The following is a 16,430-nucleotide window of genomic DNA, read 5'->3' as shown; positions in this document are numbered from 1 at the left end:
CCGCCCCAACCGCCAGCAAGGTCGGCCGCCCGCTCCGCGGCCGCGATTTCGACCGTCCATCCGGACAATGAAATTCAATCGGTCTTGGGGCCTTTGGGCGGCGCCTTGCCGGACCGCGGCGGCAGGGACTTGATGTAGGTGGCGATCGCCAGCCGGTCCTCGGCCGAAAGCTTGCTCGTGTTCTTCACCACGTCGGCCATGCTGGAGCCGACCGAATCGAAGCCCGGCGTGAACCCGGTCTCGAGAAGATAGGCGATATCCTTGACCGAGTAGTCGGCGATGCCGCCGGGTCCGGGCGTGATGTTGGGCACCCATCCCTTGCCCGTGGGATCGGGGCCGCCGGCGAAGCGCCGGTTCGCCTCGATGCCGCCGATCAGGTTTCGGGGACTGTGGCACTCCGCGCAGTGGCCCGGGCCTTCGACCAGATAGGCGCCGCGATTCCAGACGGCATCCCTTGAATCGTCGGGCGCAAACGCCTTGCCGTCGACATAGAGCAATTGCCACAGACCGAGCCCGCGCCGCACGGTGAAGGGGAATGCCAGATCATGCGGCTGCGATGGTGTTTCGACCGGCGGCAAGGTCTTCAGGTAGGCATAGAGATCGCGCACGTCGGCGAGACGCATGCGCTGATACGAAGTGTAGGGAAAAGCCGGATAGAGATGCTCGCCGTTGCGGCCGATGCCCTTCTTCATGGCGTTGACGAAGTCGGCTTCGCTCCAGGCGCCGATGCCGTGGGTCGGATCGGGCGAGATGTTCGGCGCCTTGAACGTGCCGAACGGCGTGGCGAGCGCGAGGCCGCCTCCCAGACGCGTCCGGTCGCCCTGATGCGGCGTCGCATGGCAGGAGGAGCAGCCGCCGATATTGAACATCGTCTCGCCATTGGCGAGATCGGCGCTGCGCGGCGAAAGCGCGCTCGCGGGAATCCGCGACGGCATGGTCAGCACGAAGGCCGCCGTACCGGCAACGATCGCGACCAGCACGGCCGCTTTCGCCAGTTTCGAGAATCGCATGCCGTCTCCCTTTGCCGCGGCGACGGTGGCCGTCGTCCGTTCCGATTTTTATTTACCGGCCGCGAGGCGGTGACAATCCTCGGCTTCTACGGAATATTTGCCGAGCACACGCAGTCGTGATGGAAGTTTCGGCGTATGTCCTGTTCGCTTTGGCGCCGAGCTCTGCGACAAATGCCGGCGCGAGACGTCGGGTGTCGACGAATCGGATGTGATCTGAAATCGAAACAAGGGGGGCGAGCGTGAGACGGAAGATCCTGGTTGTGGCGTTGATCGGCATGGTGGGTGTCGGGGCGATGGTGGGCAACGCGACCGCCGCTTTGGCGCAGGACGACGTGATCAAGCAGCGCGAGGACAATCGCAAGCAAACCGCTGCCGCAATGCGCGCCATCAAGGGCGTGATCGACTCGAAAGGCGACGCGAAGGTGGTCGTCGAGCAGGCGGCCAAGCTCAAGACGCTCGAGGCGGCCTTCGAGAAGCTGTTCCCGCCCGGCTCCGACAAGGGCAAGACCGAGGCCCTTCCCGTCGTCTGGACCGACTGGAATGGCTTCCTGGCCGCCAGCAAGAACGCCGATGCGGCATACGACAAGCTCGCCGTGGCAGGAGGTTCGGGCGACTTCGCCGCCATCCAGACGGCCTTCGTGAACACGGGCAAGGCCTGCGGCGCCTGTCACGAGAAGTATCGCGTCAAGAAGCAGCAGTGAACGGTTCGAGATAGGCGGGAAAGGAGAGGACGACGGCGCGCCGGTCGTCCTTTTTCTTTCGTTGGCCGAAAAGGAAAGGCCGGTCGCTTGGGGAACGACCGGCCTCTGAGATGCCCGTGGCTGGGAAGGGTGGATCAAGTGACGAAGCGCTGGGTGGGAGGATCCGCTTCGTCCTGGTGGCCGTCAGGCCACCGCCACGGGCTGTGAGGGTACGGCAAGAGCTTGCAGGACGATCGCCTCCGCGGTGAACCGCCAGGTGCGCGAAGCATGGATCGGTGACAGGCGCAGCTGCTCGCGCATGTTCATCCAGCTGTCGAGGCCGAAGGCGACATCGAGCGAATCGAGCACGAGATCGCGCGCCGCCGAATCGAGATTGCCGAGTTCCGTCGCGAACCAGGCAGCGAGCCGCTCGCGCAGGAGCTTGCGCAACTGCGCCACGCCCAGTCCCACGGCAGGCGCGACGCTGCGTACGCGTTCGGCGAAATGCCAGACCGGCAGCCATTCCTCGAACAGTGCCGAACGGTCCGACACCAGAAGATCGATGCGGCTGGAAAGCGGCGCGGCGCTGTCGACCGGCCGGCTGGCCGCGAAAGCGCGGCTGACCGCGAGGTCGAATGCCGCGGCATAGAGATCGGCCAGACTGGAAAAGTGCTGGAACAGGGCCCGGCTGGAGACGCCGGCGATGGTCGCGATCGCCGCCGACGTGGGCTCGACGTCGCCGGCATGGATCAGATCGAGCGTGGCTTGGATCAGCGATTGGCGCGTGCGCAGGCCGCGAACGATGCGGCCGTCCTGCGACCGCGACACGTCAATCGGAAAACCGACAATTTTCATATTAAAACCAATTAAATAAGAATTTGTCTAATGGAGGAACCTTAACACGCATGGGAAAGCCCGTAACTTGCAAAAATGCATATCTCGGACGTTACGATGCCTGATTTTGCTGCATTGTTTTATTCGAGATAGGCATTTTTGGGGGATCTGAATTCGCCCGCACTGGACGAAAAGGCAGCCGGCATAAGGAGTTCTCCCACATTCCTGCGAAACATCGACGTCCCGCCTGTGGAGATCAAGCCACAAAAATACGAAAGGCCGGTCGCTTGGGGAACGACCGGCCTTCCTTGGAGCCCGCCTGGGTGTGGGGTTATCGAAGCCTTAGGGTGTGTGGGAAGGGGGCTTCGATGAGCGGCCTGGGGAGCCGCCGGCGGGCTATGGGAAACTTGGGTTTGGCGCGCATCTCGAAAAGAGCGCCATCCTGTCTACGTTCAGAAGACCTTTCAGATATGACTAAAACTGGATCGACGATTTGTAATGAGCAAACCTTAACAAAACACCTTACCGTCTGTCACTTGCAAAATTGCATATCTGGAATTGGGAGGTGCCTCAATTTCCTAGCTTTTTTGAAGCCTGACTGCCAGCAGATAACCGAAAAAGGGAATGCAAATTTGCCGATGGACAGGCCGAATCCGACTGTTTCGCCAGCGGAATCAGAGACTTAGGAAAAACCTAACTGCTCCTGCCCCAAAAAAGTCGTGCAATTTGTTGAGCAGGAATGCCCGCCGGCAAGCGGCCACGTCGGCCCACAGCTTCCGTGCCGCGTCTCGCCGCAGCACGGCGACGTGTTGGCGCCCAATTTCCATGCTAGACGGTCGCCCGTTCCGTCATTGTCCGGAGTTTGGCCGTGCGCTCTCCCCTTCTCCTTCGCTTCGTGCCTGCCATCTGCGCCGCCATGCTGACGCTCGGCGTCCTCGCCCAGCCGGCGGCGGCCGGCATCGAGGACGGCCTCAAGGCATTGCAAGCGGGCGACATGCCCGCCGCCGAGAAGGCGCTTCAGCTCTTGGCCAAAGAGCGCGATCCACGCGCGCAATTTCTGCTGGGCTTCTATGTCTATGGCAATCCCGACTCCAAGCTGTTCGACATGGACAAGGGCGTGCCGTTGCTGCTCGACGCCGCCGAACGCGGCTACACGACTGCCATTCCGCCGCTCGCCAGCGCCTATGCCGACGGCAAGGGCGTGCCCAAGAGCTTCTCCGAAGCCTACAAGTGGCTGCTGATTGCCCAGCGATGGAACGGCCCGAACGTCGATGCGCTGCTGGCCCGGATCGGGACCGAACTGAAGCCCGACGAGATCGAGAAGGCCAAAGAGGCGGCCGCGGCCTTCACCTTCAAGACCAAATGAAGCCGGCCTGGGCGGTGCTGCTTGCGGCGCTGCTCGGCGTCGCAGGGCCGGCATCCGCCCAGTCGCATGGCGGCGCCCCCCCACCGGCATTGCAGGACGCCATTGCGAGCTATCGCACCGGCGACCTCGCTACCGCCGAAGCCGCGCTGCGACGGCTGGCGCCCGCCAATGCCGACGCCGAAGCCTGGCTCGGCGCCGTGCTGGTCGCTCGCGGCATGGCCCGAGAGGGATTGCAGGCGCTGAGGCACGCCCTCGCCGCCGGGTCGCCCGAAGCCGCCCATCAGCTCGGCCTGGTGTTCGCACAAGGTCTGGCCGGCGTGCAGCGCGACGATGCCCAGGCGGTGCAGCTCTTCGAGAAGGCCGCTGCGGCAGGTCACTACCGCGCCGAGCTCAATCTCGGCGTCCTCTACTTCAGAGGCCAGGGTGTGCCGCGCAACCTCGTGCAGGCGCGGAGCTGGCTCGAGAAGGCCGCCCTGTCGGACGACCCCTACGCGCTCTACGCGCTCGGGCGCGCCCTCGAGGAAGGGGACGGCGAGGCTGGTGCCGATCCGACTCGCGCCGCCGCCCTCTATCGGCGTGCAGCCGAGAAGGGGCATCCTCTGGCGGCCCTGCGCTATGGCCTCGCCCTCGCCGACGGCGTGGGCGTGAAGGCGGATGCGGCCGGCGCGCAGCGATGGCTGCTGGCGGCGCAAAAGGATGGCGTTCCAGAAGCGGCGTTGGCGCTGGGCGATATGACCGCACGCATGCTCTCGCCGCGAGACAAGGACGCCAACCGGAAGATCCTGGAGACCGCCGCGGCCTGGTACAGGCGCGCCGCCGATGCGGGTGTCGCATCGGCGCAATTCAAGCTGGCCAATGCCTATGCAGCCGGCTCCGGCGTCGGACGCGATCTCGCGCAGGCCATGACCTGGTACGGGCGCGCCGCCCATCAGGGCTTGCCGGAAGCCCAGCTTGCCCTGGGTCTCCTGTTGCTGGGCGGCGCGGCGGGGACGGCCGATCCGGCCGAAGGCTACAAATGGCTGCTGCTGGCCGAGCGCGGCGGCCGGACCGAATCCCGTATGGTGCAGGAGAAGGTGTCGGGACAGATCTCTGCCGCCGACCGTGCCCGAGGCGAAGCGCTCGCCGCCGGCTTCATCCCGAAGCCGGAGCGCCCCACGGACGATGCTCCACCCCGGCTCGTCCGACCGGCACCCTGAACGGCCGCCCATGATCCCAAGCGCTCCAGCCCGGCAGACACGGCCCGACACGACGATCGCCGTTTGCCGCGGCGCCTGCCGGCTGATGCGGCAGAGCGGCCGTTCGGTGCTGCTCGAGATGCCGCTGCCCGATGGACGGCGCGCCGACATCTTCATTGTCGCGCCAAACGGTGAGCTGACGATCGTCGAGGTGAAGTCCTCGGTCGAGGACTGGCGGGTCGACACCAAGTGGCCGGATTATCTCGCCTGGTGCGACCTCCTCTATTTCGCCGTGCCCGTCGATTTTCCCCGGGTGCTCATCCCGCAGGAGGTCGGCCTGATCGTGGCCGACGGCTATGGCGGCGAAATCCTGCGCCATTCGACGCGGCGGCCGGTCGCGCCCGCCCGTCGCAAGTCGCTGCTGATCGACTGTGCGCGCCTCGCCTCGGAACGGCTGGCCCGGCTGGAAGACCCCGACTTCGTGGAGCTGGGCTGAGCCGCCTCAGCGCGCCCCGAAGGCGCGCTTCAGCTCCGGCACGAGACCGAGCCGCTCCCAGGAGAAGCCACCGTCGCGGTCGGGCTTGCGGCCGAAATGGCCGTAGGCGGCCGTGCGCCGATAGATCGGCTTGTTGAGCTCCAGGCCCCGGCGGATGGCGGTGGGCCTCAGCGGGAAGATGTCGGACAACACCTTCTCCAGCTTGCGCTCGTCGACCTTGCCGGTGCCTTCGGTGTTCACATAGAGCGACATCGGGTCGGCGACGCCGATGGCATAGGCTACCTGGATCAGGCAGCGGTCGGCCAAGCCTGCGGCGACGACGTTCTTGGCGAGATAGCGCGCGGCATAGGCGGCCGAACGGTCGACCTTGGTCGGGTCCTTGCCCGAGAAGGCGCCGCCGCCGTGCGGCGCGTAGCCGCCATAGGTATCGACGATGATCTTGCGACCGGTGAGCCCGCAATCGCCATCCGGGCCGCCGACGACGAAATTGCCGGTCGGGTTCACGAAGAAGTCGGACGCCTTCTTCGGCATCCAGCCCTTGGGCAGAGACTTCTCGACATACGGCTTGATCATCTCGCGGATCGCGCCCGAGTTGTACTTCTTGCCCTTCGCCGTCGCTTCCTTGTGCTGCGTGGAGACCACGACCTTGACGGCGCCGACGGCCTTGCCGTCGACATAGCGCACTGTGACCTGGCTCTTGGCGTCCGGCTGCAGGTCCGGCAGCTCGCCCGAACGGCGGGCCTGGCTCAGCACCTCCAGGATCTTGTGCGAGAAGTAGATCGGCGCCGGCATGAAGGAATTCTTCTCGTACTCCTCGCTGTCACGGCAGGCGAAGCCGAACATCAAGCCCTGGTCACCGGCCCCTTCCTGCTCGCCGAGGTTGCCGCCGTTCTTCTTGGCGTCGACCCCCCTGGCGATATCGGGCGATTGACCGTGCAGCAGCACCTCGACGTCGGCGCCGTGGAAGCTGAAGCCATCCTGGTCGTAGCCGATGTCGCGCACGACGTCGCGCGCGATCTGGGCCAGGGCCTCGCGGTTGACGATCGTGTGCTTGCCGTACTTGCGCATGTACGGCTCGGAAGCGCGGCCTTCACCGGCGATGACGATCTTGTTGGTGGTGGCCAGCGTCTCGCAGCCGAGCCGCGTATTGGCGTGGCTGTCATCGGCAATGCCGAGCTTCTCGTCATTGGCGATGAAGGCGTCGAGGATCGCATCCGAGATCTGGTCGCAGACCTTGTCCGGGTGGCCCTCGGAAACCGATTCGCTGGTGAAGATATAGTTCTTGAGCGCCAACTTAGCCCTCCACAGATGTCACTGGACCTCCGGGCAGGGCGGATGGGCCGCCGTCCGGCTTAGCCTTTATTTGCGCGGTGGCAAGTCGTCCAAATCCGTCCGCGGCGGCTTCGACCATCGAGGCCGCGCCGCTAAAAACTCTAAGTACGCCAGGAAATCAAGAGGCCGTTGCCGAGATCTTTCAGCGGCCTTTGCGGCCGCCCAGAACCTCGGCATGGCTCGCTGCGCCGACGGCCTTGACCATTTCGAAAATGCGCTTGCGCACGCGCGACTCGCGGATCTTGTAGTAGGCGCGCACGAGTTCCAGCGTCTCGCGCTTGATGAGAGGGTCCTTCTCCTGCTCGAAGGGCGTTGCCGCCTCGCCGAAGCCGCCCTTGCGGCCGCGGCCCGACATCGGCCGGCCGGCCAGCGCGTTCGATGGCATCTCGTCGAAGAAGTACGACACCGGCACGTCCAGAACCTTGGCGAATTCGAACAGGCGGCTGGAGCCGATCCGGTTCGACCCTCGCTCGTACTTCTGGATCTGCTGGAAGGTGAGCCCGACCGCGGTGCCGAGCTTCTCCTGGCTCATCCCGAGCAGAGTCCGCCGCTGCCGCATGCGCGCTCCCACGTGAACATCGACAGGGTGCGATCTCGCCATGATTCTTGATCCTTTTTGGTCTTGGCTTCCCGACCGTGATGCTGTTGCATAGATAGGGCCTCGGACACGTCCCAATTGTGCCGGCCCCACCGATCCATCAGTGCAAAAATGCATATCTACACGTCAGGAGTGCATATGACATTACCTGCTCTTCAATATAATGCAAGCTGAACGTTGGCCCGTCCATCTAAGGTAAAGCTTTATCTTGTGATCAGTGTGTGCGCTCGCACGCGTGCCAGCAGCCCGAGAACCGCCAGCAGGATCACCAACGTCCAGTCGTGCCATCTGCTGTATGGCGTCGGTGGCCGGGCGGACGGAATCGCATGGTCGATGATGCCTTCATGCTCCATGTCGAGCGAGGCGATGACGCGGCCATAAGCGTCGATGACGGCCGACACGCCTGTGTTGGCGGCGCGCAGCATCGGCAGACCTTCCTCGATCGTGCGCAACCGGGCGCTGGCGAGATGCTGGTAGGGACCGCTCGAAACGCCGAACCAGGCGTCGTTGGTGATGTTGATGATCCAGCGCGGCCGTGGTCCCGGTCCGACGATCTCGCCTGGAAAGATCGCCTCGTAGCAGATCGCCGGCGCGAAGGCGGGCAGGCCCGGCAGATCGAGCGTCACGTGGCCCTTGCCCTGCTCGAAGGAGCCGCGGCCGACCAGAGCCGAGAGGAAGCCCAGCTCCTTGTGGAAGGGAATGTACTCGCCGAGCGGCACGAGATGGACCTTGTCGTAGTGGCCGAGCACGGTGCCTTTGCTGTCGATCGCGAGCAGCGAGTTCCACACCTCGTCGCGCAGCGGTCCGCTGGTTCGCTCCGCGCCGGCCAGCAGGTAGCCGCCCGGCGGCGCCGCCACGGCGAGCACCGGCAAGATCGGCGAATCCGGTTCGACCGTGAACGGCACCGCCGTTTCGGGCCAGATCACGGCGGCGAGATGCGCAAATCCCGGCCGGCGACTCATCTCGATCAGATGGCGCAAATGCTTCTCGGCATCGTCGCGTCGCCACTTGTCCTGTTGGGCAATGTTGGGCTGGACGATGCGCACGACCGGTCCGGCGTGGCCCGAATCGACAGGCATCATGATCCAAAGTCCCGCGGCAGCCGCCGCACCGACTGCGGCAAGCGCCGCAACCGACGCGCGCCAGCCGGCCGCCGGGGCAGCGAGGACGAGAAAGGTGAGAGTGCCGAGACCGTAGACGCCGAACAGGGCCGCGCCTTGCAGAAGAGGTGTCGCGAACGTCCAGACATGGGCCAGCGGGTTCCACGGGTAGCCGGTGAAGACGTGGCCGCGCAGCCATTCGGCCACGGTCCAGGCGATCGCCAGCAGCACCAGACGGCGGTAGCGGCCCGTCAGATAGGGCCAGCGCAAGGCCATCCATCGCGCCGCGCCGGCCGCCACCCCAGGGAAGAAGCCCAGCACGACCGCGAGCCCCAGCACGATCGGCGGTCCCAGCAACTCGAAATCGGCCGGCGGGACGAAGAATGCCTCGACGATCCAGTATGAGCCGACCGCGAAATGACCCAGGCCCCATGCCCAGCCGCGCAACAAGGCGACCTTGCCGGTCGGCGCACCGTCCCATAGCCAGACGAAGACGACGATGCCCGCCACCGCCAGCGGCAGCCAGTCGAGCGGTGGCATGGCAAGGCCAGCGAGGGCGCCTGCGACCAGTCCCGCCACCAGGGCGCGTTTCCCTTCCAGCGTCATTCGCGGAGACTGTCGGATCAGGCGGCCGCTTGCGGCGCGGCGGGCGGCCGCACGCGCAGACGCCGTATGCGGCGCGGATCGACGTCGAGGATCTCGAACTCGATGCCGGACGGATGGCGCACCACCTCGCCGCGCTCGGGAATGCGTCCCAGCAGTGAAAAGATCAAGCCGCCCACGGTATCGATCTCGCGCCGTTCGTCCTCCGACAGCACATTGCCGATCTCCTGCTCGAGGAGCTCCACGGGCGTGCGGCCGTTGACGTCGAGCGTGCCGTCCATGCGGCGGGCCAGCGTAGGCGCCTGGGCGACATCATGTTCGTCCTCGATCTCTCCCACGATCTCCTCGACCAGATCCTCGATGGTGAGGAGGCCGTCGGTGCCCCCGAATTCGTCGACCACCAGCGCCATGTGGGTGCGCGAGCGCCGCATGTCGAGCAGCATGTCGAGCACGGGCAGCGTCGGCGCCACGAAGACCACACGCCGCAGGATGTCGCGAAGATTGAACTTCTTCGGCGTGCCCCAATAGGCCAGCACATCCTTGATGTGAATCATGCCGATCACGTCGTCGAGCGACTCGCGGTAGACCGGATAGCGCGAGTGCGCCTCGGCCTGGATCAGCCGTACCACCTCGTCGAGCGGGGTATCGGCCGAGATGCCGACGATGTCCACGCGCGGCACCATAACGTCCGCGACCGTCTTGTCGCGCAGCTTCAGGATGTTTCCCAGAAGCTCGCGCTGATCGTCACTGATCGGCGTGTCGCTTTCCGGCGTGCCCTCGATCAGTTCCTCGATGGCTTCGCGTACCGCCTCGTTGCGCTCGCGCCGGCGCAGGCGCCGCCAGACGCTGCGCAGCCAGCTACTGCGGGCAGGCGAGTCGGTGGTCGTAGACGGCGAGGAAGGCGACTCTCCGGGCGACGCCGGGCCGGATGGCCCCGGCTGCGATGCACGCGCTGTGGAGTCAGGCATGATTGACTAAGATAGGGCAAAGCCCTTGCGTTGCAATCACGGAAGTTCCCGATGCGTTCCTTCCCGCTGCCGTCCGGCGCGCAACTCCCCCTGTTCGGCATCGGCACCTGGCGCATGGGCGAAAGCAGTGCGCGGAGGGGCCGGGAGCTCGACGCGGTTCGCCATGCTCTCGACCTCGGCTATCCCATGGTCGATACGGCGGAAATGTATGGCGAAGGTGTGGCGGAGGAGATCGTGGGCGAGGCCCTGGTAGATCGATCCCCTCGGCCGTTCATCGTGAGCAAGGTCTATCCGCACAATGCCACTCGCCGCGGCACGATTGCCGCCTGTGAGCGCAGCCTGAAGCGGATGGGCCTGGACCGCATCGACCTCTATCTGCTTCATTGGCGCGGCGGCGTGGGGCTCGCCGAGACCTTCGAGGCATTTCACCGCCTGCGCGAGGCGGGCAAGATCGCCAACTTCGGTGTCAGCAACTTCGACCTCGACGACATGGCGGAGGCGGCGCGCCTCGACGGCGGACTGACCGCTTCCAACCAGGTCCTCTACTGCCTGTCGCGCCGCGGCCCCGAGTTCGATCTGCTGCCGTGGATGCGCGCGCGTTCGATGCCGCTCATGGCCTATTCCCCGCTCGATCAAGGCCGTTTGCTGGGAAAGGCGGTGCTCGGGAAACTGGCGGCAGACGTCGGCTGCACGCCGGCGCAGCTCGCCATCGCCTGGCTGCTTGCCCAGCCCGGCGTCGTCACGATCCCCAAATCAGCGACCCGCGAACGGGTGAAGGAAAATCTCGGCGCGCTCGACGTGAAGCTGTCGCCCGACGTGCTGGCCGAGCTCGACCGCGTCTTTCCTCCGCCCAAGCGCAAGCAGTCGCTGGAGATACTGTGACTCAAGGGCAGGCCGTTCCTACGAGTACGGATCGGCGATGCCGAGCTTCGTGAGGATGCGGCGCTCGAGCGCTTCCATGCGGCGGGCATCCGCTTCGCCGGTCTCGTGGTCGTAACCCAGAAGGTGCAACGTCCCGTGCACCACGAGGTGGGTGAGGTGATCGGCGGCGGCCTTGCCCTGCTCTCGCGCCTCGCGCCACACCGTCTGCCGCGCCAAGATGATGTCGCCGAGGAAGGCCTTTTCGCCGGACGGATAGGAAAGAACGTTGGTCGGCTTGTCCTTCCTGCGGTCGCGTGCATTGAGTGTGCGCACCCGCGCATCGTCAGCGAGAGCGATGACCACCGAGGAGCGCGCCGTGCGCCGACTTCCAGCAAAGGCTGCACGGGCGGCGCGGCGCACCCGGCGTTCGACGCCAGGCAGCGCGCGGCGCCACGCCCGATCGAGCACGACGACCGTGCAGCTAAGCCCTGCGCTGCCGGTCGTGCGCGTCATAGGCCTCGACGATCCGCGTCACGAGATCGTGGCGCACGACGTCTTTCGCCCCCAGCCGCACGAAGCGCACGCCATCGACGCCCTCGAGGGTTTCGACAGCATCGGCGAGGCCCGACTTCTGGCCCCCCGGCAAGTCGGTCTGGCTGGGATCGCCCGTGATCACCATGCGCGATCCCTCGCCGAGCCTTGTGAGGAACATGCGCATCTGCATGGGCGTGGTGTTCTGCGCCTCGTCCAGGATGACGTAGCAGTGGGAGAGCGTGCGGCCGCGCATGAAGGCCAGCGGCGCGATCTCGATTTCGCCCGATTCGAGGCGATTGGCGATCTGCTCGGCGGGCAGCATGTCGTGCAGCGCATCGTACAGCGGCCGCAGGTAAGGATCGATCTTTTCCCTCATGTCGCCCGGCAGGAAGCCCAGCCGCTCGCCCGCTTCCACCGCCGGCCGCGACAGGACGATGCGCTCGACCCTGCCAGCCAGCAGCAACGAGACGCCCATGGCGACGGCGAGATAGGTCTTGCCGCTGCCAGCGGGGCCCAGCGCGAACACCATGTCGCGCTCGCGCAGCGCCGCCAGATAGACGCGCTGACCGGGTGAGCGCGCCTGCACCGTCCGGCGGCGGGTGCGGATGCCCTCTTCGTCGCCACGGTCGACGTCACTGCTCCGTGCGAAGCGGACCGCGGCGTCGATATCGGCCGGCTCGATCGACAGGCCCCGCTTCAGCCGTTCGTAAAGACCGGCGATGGCCTTGTGCGCGACACCCGCATCGTCGGCTTTGCCCGAAATGGCGAGCTGGTTGCCGCGGGCGCTGATCTGCACGCCGGCGAGCTGCTCGATGCGCGCCAGATTGCGGTCGTGATCGCCATAGAGCACCGCCAGCAGGGCATTGTCATCGAACGTCATGCGGCGCAGATCGGCCGGCCGGCCGGCACTGGCGCTGGAATCGCTCACGCCGCCGCCTCGAACGAGGACGTCAGCCGACCGGCGACGCTGACTGCGTGAGCCTCGAGCAGCTCGACCTCGGCAATGCGGCCGAGCAACGAGCCAGGTCCTTCGACATAGACCGATTGCAGCCAGGGGCTCTTGCCCAGCATCTGGCCGGGCTTGCGGCCGGCCTCCGCGAAGAGGACCGGCACGCTGGAGCCGAGGGTGGCCCGGTTGAAGGCGCGCTGCTGATGCGCCAGCAGCGTCTGCAGCGCCGCGAGCCGTGCCGCCTTCACCGCCTCGGGAACCTGGTCGGCCAGCGCCGCGCCGGGCGTGCCGGGGCGACGGCTGTACTTGAACGAGAACGCCGCGGCGAAGCCCACTTCCTCGACCAGCCGCATCGTCTGGTCGAAGTCGGCGTCGCTCTCGCCCGGGAAGCCGACGATGAAATCGGACGAAAGCGCAAGATCGGGCCGCCGCCCACGCAACCGATCAGCAATGCGGCGGAAGAGATCGCGCCCGTGGCCACGGTTCATCGCCTCGAGGATCCGGTCCGATCCCGACTGCACGGGGAGATGCAGATACGGCATGAGCTGCGGCACCTCGCCGTGCACGGCGATCAGGTCGTCGTCCATGTCGCGCGGATGGGAGGTGGTGTATCGGATGCGCGCCAGGCCATCGATCTCGGCGAGGGCGCGGATCAGCCACGCAAGCGACCAGGTCGATCCGTCGACCGCCTCGCCGTGCCAGGCGTTGACGTTCTGACCAAGCAGCGTGAGCTCGACTGCGCCGGCTGCGACGAGAGTGCGGGCTTCCTGCAGGATCGCCTCGGCCGGCCGAGAGTATTCTGCGCCGCGTGTGTAGGGCACGACGCAGAAGGTGCAGAACTTGTCGCAGCCTTCCTGGATCGACAGGTAGGCCGCGCCGGCGCGCACGCCGCCGGGCGCGGGCAAGTGGTCGAACTTGCTCTCGGCCGGAAACTCGGTGTCGAGCACGCCCGCTCCCGGCAGCCGCTTGCCGGCTCTGCGAAAGGCCGACCGGCGCTCCGCTTCGGCCAGGAGCTGGGGCAGGCGATGGTAGGCCTGCGGGCCGACGACGATGTCGACGGCCGGCTGCCGCCTTGCGATCTCTTCGCCTTCGGCCTGCGCCACACAGCCCGCCACGGCGATGGTGAGGTCGCCGCCGTTGCGGCGGCGCCCGGCCTTGACGTCGCGCAGGCGGCCGAGCTCGGAATAGACCTTCTCCGATGCCTTCTCGCGGATGTGGCAGGTGTTGAGCACGACGAGGTCGGCCTGCTCGGGGCTTTCCGACAGGGCATAGCCGAGCGATCGCAGGACATCGGCCATGCGGTCCGAGTCGTAGACGTTCATCTGGCACCCGTAGGTGCGGATGAACACGCGCTTGCGCTTCCCGTCGGTCGGGATGGGGATCATCGGCCTTTCGTTGCTGGAACGGGCGCGTTCTATCACCGTCTCACGGCCGGCGCCAGACCGGTGGCCGCTTGGCCAGGAAGGCATCCACGCCCTCGGCGAAATCCGAACTGTCGGCCAGCGCGACCACCGTCTCGAGCTCGAATGCCCGCCCCTCCTCGAAAGTCATGCCGCCGCCCAGGGTGACCGTTCGTCGAATGGCAGCGAGGGCGGCCGGCGACCTGCCCGCCAACTCCTCGCCGTAGGCCTGCACCCGTCCGCGCAGGCTGGCCGGCTCGACCAGCTCATCGATCAGCCCCCATTGCAGCGCCTCGGCGGCGGGCACCATGCCGCCGTCGTAGAGATAGCGGATGGCCCGCGGGCGGCCGATCAGGCGCACCAGCGCCTGGGTGGTGGCGATCGGCGGAATGAAGCCGATGCGGACCTCGGGCTGGCCCAGCCGCGCATCCGCGGCAGCGAAGCGCAGGTCGCAGTGGAGCGTCATCTCCAGTCCGCCGCCGACGGCGGTGCCGTGGATCGCCGCGAGCAGGGGCTTGGGCGATTCACGAAGGCCGCGGACGATGCCGTGGCAGCGTTCGGCCCAACGACGCATCCCCTCGCCGGTCATACCCTTGAAGACGTTGAGATCGGCCCCGGCGCTGAAATAGCCCTCGACGGCGCTCGCCAGCACCAGCACGTGCACCGCAGGGTCGGCAAGCGCCGCCGCGATGCCACTGCATGTCTCCTCCACCATCTCGTGCGTGAAGGCGTTGACCGGCGGCCGGTTGAACTCCAGCCAGCCGACATGGTTCACGACGGTGAAGCGGACCGTCATGCCTCGACCGGCGGCAGCAGCTCGAGTCGGCCGGTGTTGGCCGCCTGCACACCCGACGACACCTGGCGGAAGCAGAACTCGGCGAGCTTCTTGCGGTCGCCCAGCCGGTCGATATCGACCGGAGGGAAGAAAGTCACGATCGCCTCAGTCTCGCCGAGGCACACCATCTGCCAAAGATGTGGCACGAGATCGAGATCGCCGAACCAGGCGAAGAGCGGCCGCCAGTAACGGCCGAGCGGAATGCCGTCGAGGCGCGTGTAGGAGATCGCCACCGGCTGGACCACGATCGGCTTGCCGTCGCGCCTGAGCTGGGCCACGCCGAACAAGGCGGTGCGGAACGGCAGCACGCGCGTACCGTCGCTGCTCGTGCCTTCCGGGAACAGCATCAGGTTGTCGCCGGTGTCGAGCCGCTTCATCATCTCGTCACGGCTGGAACTCGTCTTGCTCGACGTCCGTTCGACGAAGATCGTGCGCTGCGCCTTGGCCAGCGTCTTGAAGAACGGCCAGGTCGCGACCTCGGCCTTGGCGACGAAGCTGCCGGGCACGAGGCCGCCCAGCACCTCGATGTCGAGATAGGACACGTGATTGCAGACGAACAAGGTCGGCGTCACGTTCGAGCGCCTGCCGTGCACGCGTACGCGGATGCCCAGGATGAAGCAGACCATCCGGTGATAGATCACAGGCAGCCCGTTCATCACCGGGCGCAGGCCGAGCGTCAGCGCCAGCAGGTGGATGGGCAGCAACAGCAAGGTGAGCAACAGATAGCTCGCCAACCTGAAGGCACCGCGCAAGGGAGAGCCGAGCCACATCGCTGCGTCGGAGGCGTCGGGCTTACTCGCGCATTCCGCGTTCGTAATGGCGGATGTACTTCTCCGTCACGAGCTCGGTCTTGACGATGATGAAAACATCGGTCGTGTTGAACTCCGGGTCGATGACCGCCCCGTCGCCGACGAACCCGCCGAGCCTCAAATATCCCTTGATGAGCGGCGGGACGCGCGCCAAGGCCTTGCGCGGCTCGTAGCTGCCGGGCTCGAGCATATCCATCTTGATATAGCGATGCTCGAGCGCACGCACCCGAATCTCGGGAGGCGCGAGATGATGGTGATAGAGATAGCTCAGCGCCAAGGCATCGTGCGCGGGTTCCGTGCCGGGCAGGCTGGCGCAACCGAACATCACCTGGATGTTGTAGTGGAAGGAATAGAGCGCGATGCCGCGCCACAGCATCTGCATCGTCGCGGTGTTGCGCGCGTCCTTGGCGATGCACGAACGCCCGAGCTCCAACACCTCGCCGGGATAATCGACCATCGGGCCGACGTCGTATTCGGCGGCCGAGTAGAAGCGTCCGAGCTTGGCGGCCGCCGAACGGCGGATCAGGCGGTAGGTGCCGACGATGCCCTCGGGCCCCTCGCCACGACGGCGGTCGAGCACCAGCAGATGGTCGCAAACCTCGTCATACGCATCGAAGTCGCGCTTCAGCCGCGCCATCTCCGGCGTCGGGTTGGCCTGCATCTCCTCGTAGAAGATCCGGAAGCGCAACGCCTGAGCGGCATCGATCTCGGCCGCCGTCTGGGCGAGTCGAACCTCGAAGTCGCCGGCGACGACCTTGACGATCTCCGCGTTCGAGACGGGAGGGCCAAGGAGCTCGGCTTCACTGTCAGCGCGGTCAATGCGCATGCGTCATCCGCAAGGGGGCCGCCCCGATCATGTTCCCATTATCGGGGTGGCCAA

Annotated in this window: 17 protein-coding genes; 5 read left to right on the top strand and 12 right to left on the bottom strand. The window is 66.2% G+C overall.

Annotated features, from left to right (window positions below):
• Positions 1–74 precede the first annotated feature (74 nt).
• Entirely contained in the window at positions 75–1,010 is a 936-nt protein-coding gene (locus tag OJF58_RS11780) for a cytochrome c (protein ID WP_300784492.1), read from the bottom strand.
• Positions 1,011–1,249: 239 nt separating this feature from the next.
• On the opposite strand from OJF58_RS11780, the gene OJF58_RS11775 reads away from it, so the two are divergent.
• Positions 1,250–1,711, top strand: a complete 462-nt coding sequence (locus tag OJF58_RS11775; protein ID WP_300784490.1) for a cytochrome c — start codon at positions 1,250–1,252, stop codon at positions 1,709–1,711.
• Between the two features lie 183 nt (positions 1,712–1,894).
• Here the strand turns inward: OJF58_RS11775 and OJF58_RS11770 are convergent, their stop codons facing one another.
• A complete protein-coding gene (locus tag OJF58_RS11770; RefSeq protein ID WP_300784488.1) occupies positions 1,895–2,518 on the bottom strand; it encodes a TetR/AcrR family transcriptional regulator in 624 nt (207 codons plus the stop codon).
• 874 nt (positions 2,519–3,392) lie between these two features.
• Here OJF58_RS11770 and OJF58_RS11765 point away from each other — a divergent pair.
• Genes OJF58_RS11765 through OJF58_RS11755 form a run of 3 tightly spaced genes read left to right on the top strand, consistent with a single transcriptional unit; the run spans position 3,393 to position 5,561 of the window.
• The gene (locus tag OJF58_RS11765; protein WP_300784486.1) at positions 3,393–3,890 is read left to right on the top strand and encodes a hypothetical protein; all 498 of its coding nucleotides are present in this window, start codon (positions 3,393–3,395) and stop codon (positions 3,888–3,890) included.
• Positions 3,887–5,086: a tetratricopeptide repeat protein gene (locus OJF58_RS11760; protein WP_300784485.1), complete on the top strand. Its 1,200-nt coding sequence runs from the start codon at positions 3,887–3,889 to the stop codon at positions 5,084–5,086. Before OJF58_RS11765 ends, OJF58_RS11760 begins: the two co-directional genes overlap by 4 nt.
• 10 nt (positions 5,087–5,096) lie before the next feature.
• Positions 5,097–5,561 (top strand): MmcB family DNA repair protein, encoded by a 465-nt coding sequence (locus OJF58_RS11755; protein ID WP_300784483.1) that lies wholly within the window; start codon positions 5,097–5,099, stop codon positions 5,559–5,561.
• Positions 5,562–5,567: 6 nt separating this feature from the next.
• Here OJF58_RS11755 and metK read toward each other — a convergent pair whose 3' ends face one another.
• The 4 genes from metK to OJF58_RS11735 form a co-directional block, all read right to left on the bottom strand.
• The gene (gene metK / locus OJF58_RS11750) at positions 5,568–6,854 is read right to left on the bottom strand and encodes a methionine adenosyltransferase (RefSeq protein ID WP_300784481.1); all 1,287 of its coding nucleotides are present in this window, start codon (positions 6,852–6,854) and stop codon (positions 5,568–5,570) included.
• Positions 6,855–7,035: 181 nt separating this feature from the next.
• The gene (locus OJF58_RS11745) at positions 7,036–7,494 is read right to left on the bottom strand and encodes a helix-turn-helix transcriptional regulator (RefSeq protein ID WP_300784479.1); all 459 of its coding nucleotides are present in this window, start codon (positions 7,492–7,494) and stop codon (positions 7,036–7,038) included.
• 200 nt (positions 7,495–7,694) lie between these two features.
• On the bottom strand, positions 7,695–9,197 hold the full coding sequence (lnt, locus tag OJF58_RS11740; RefSeq protein WP_300784476.1) for an apolipoprotein N-acyltransferase: 1,503 nt from the start codon (positions 9,195–9,197) through the stop codon (positions 7,695–7,697).
• 17 nt (positions 9,198–9,214) lie between these two features.
• Entirely contained in the window at positions 9,215–10,162 is a 948-nt protein-coding gene (locus OJF58_RS11735) for a hemolysin family protein (protein WP_300784474.1), read from the bottom strand.
• Between the two features lie 51 nt (positions 10,163–10,213).
• On the opposite strand from OJF58_RS11735, the gene OJF58_RS11730 reads away from it, so the two are divergent.
• On the top strand, positions 10,214–11,044 hold the full coding sequence (locus OJF58_RS11730; RefSeq protein ID WP_300784472.1) for an aldo/keto reductase: 831 nt from the start codon (positions 10,214–10,216) through the stop codon (positions 11,042–11,044).
• 18 nt (positions 11,045–11,062) lie between these two features.
• Here OJF58_RS11730 and ybeY read toward each other — a convergent pair whose 3' ends face one another.
• Genes ybeY through OJF58_RS11700 form a run of 6 tightly spaced genes read right to left on the bottom strand, consistent with a single transcriptional unit; the run spans position 11,063 to position 16,376 of the window.
• Positions 11,063–11,536, bottom strand: coding sequence for an rRNA maturation RNase YbeY (gene ybeY / locus OJF58_RS11725; protein ID WP_300784470.1), 474 nt, complete (start codon positions 11,534–11,536; stop codon positions 11,063–11,065).
• Entirely contained in the window at positions 11,505–12,437 is a 933-nt protein-coding gene (locus OJF58_RS11720) for a PhoH family protein (protein WP_300785254.1), read from the bottom strand. The genes ybeY and OJF58_RS11720 overlap by 32 nt, the downstream gene beginning before the upstream one ends.
• 44 nt (positions 12,438–12,481) lie before the next feature.
• A complete protein-coding gene (gene miaB / locus OJF58_RS11715) occupies positions 12,482–13,891 on the bottom strand; it encodes a tRNA (N6-isopentenyl adenosine(37)-C2)-methylthiotransferase MiaB (protein ID WP_300784468.1) in 1,410 nt (469 codons plus the stop codon).
• A gap of 40 nt (positions 13,892–13,931) precedes the next feature.
• Positions 13,932–14,702, bottom strand: a complete 771-nt coding sequence (locus OJF58_RS11710; RefSeq protein WP_300784466.1) for an enoyl-CoA hydratase/isomerase family protein — start codon at positions 14,700–14,702, stop codon at positions 13,932–13,934.
• On the bottom strand, positions 14,699–15,475 hold the full coding sequence (locus tag OJF58_RS11705) for a lysophospholipid acyltransferase family protein (RefSeq protein ID WP_300784463.1): 777 nt from the start codon (positions 15,473–15,475) through the stop codon (positions 14,699–14,701). Before OJF58_RS11705 ends, OJF58_RS11710 begins: the two co-directional genes overlap by 4 nt.
• 58 nt (positions 15,476–15,533) lie before the next feature.
• Positions 15,534–16,376 (bottom strand): GNAT family N-acyltransferase, encoded by an 843-nt coding sequence (locus OJF58_RS11700; protein ID WP_300784461.1) that lies wholly within the window; start codon positions 16,374–16,376, stop codon positions 15,534–15,536.
• Between the last annotated feature and the right edge of the window lie 54 nt (positions 16,377–16,430).

The sequence above is a fragment of the Enhydrobacter sp. genome (assembly GCF_030246845.1).
GTDB lineage: Bacteria > Pseudomonadota > Alphaproteobacteria > Reyranellales > Reyranellaceae > Reyranella.
The sequence above is the reverse complement of the archived record's forward strand: the minus strand, read 5'-3'. Positions and strand labels throughout refer to the sequence as shown.

What these genes read in the sequence shown, in the direction of transcription:
- OJF58_RS11780 (WP_300784492.1), bottom strand. Translation starts at nt 1,010, where the DNA reads ATGCGATTCTCGAAACTGGCGAAAGCGGCCGTGCTGGTCGCGATCGTT.
- OJF58_RS11760 (WP_300784485.1), top strand. Translation starts at nt 3,887, where the DNA reads ATGAAGCCGGCCTGGGCGGTGCTGCTTGCGGCGCTGCTCGGCGTCGCA.
- OJF58_RS11755 (WP_300784483.1), top strand. Translation starts at nt 5,097, where the DNA reads ATGATCCCAAGCGCTCCAGCCCGGCAGACACGGCCCGACACGACGATC.
- OJF58_RS11745 (WP_300784479.1), bottom strand. Translation starts at nt 7,494, where the DNA reads ATGGCGAGATCGCACCCTGTCGATGTTCACGTGGGAGCGCGCATGCGG.
- lnt (WP_300784476.1), bottom strand. Translation starts at nt 9,197, where the DNA reads ATGACGCTGGAAGGGAAACGCGCCCTGGTGGCGGGACTGGTCGCAGGC.
- OJF58_RS11735 (WP_300784474.1), bottom strand. Translation starts at nt 10,162, where the DNA reads ATGCCTGACTCCACAGCGCGTGCATCGCAGCCGGGGCCATCCGGCCCG.
- OJF58_RS11730 (WP_300784472.1), top strand. Translation starts at nt 10,214, where the DNA reads ATGCGTTCCTTCCCGCTGCCGTCCGGCGCGCAACTCCCCCTGTTCGGC.
- ybeY (WP_300784470.1), bottom strand. Translation starts at nt 11,536, where the DNA reads ATGACGCGCACGACCGGCAGCGCAGGGCTTAGCTGCACGGTCGTCGTG.
- OJF58_RS11720 (WP_300785254.1), bottom strand. Translation starts at nt 12,437, where the DNA reads ATGACGTTCGATGACAATGCCCTGCTGGCGGTGCTCTATGGCGATCAC.
- miaB (WP_300784468.1), bottom strand. Translation starts at nt 13,891, where the DNA reads ATGATCCCCATCCCGACCGACGGGAAGCGCAAGCGCGTGTTCATCCGC.
- OJF58_RS11710 (WP_300784466.1), bottom strand. Translation starts at nt 14,702, where the DNA reads ATGACGGTCCGCTTCACCGTCGTGAACCATGTCGGCTGGCTGGAGTTC.
- OJF58_RS11700 (WP_300784461.1), bottom strand. Translation starts at nt 16,376, where the DNA reads ATGCGCATTGACCGCGCTGACAGTGAAGCCGAGCTCCTTGGCCCTCCC.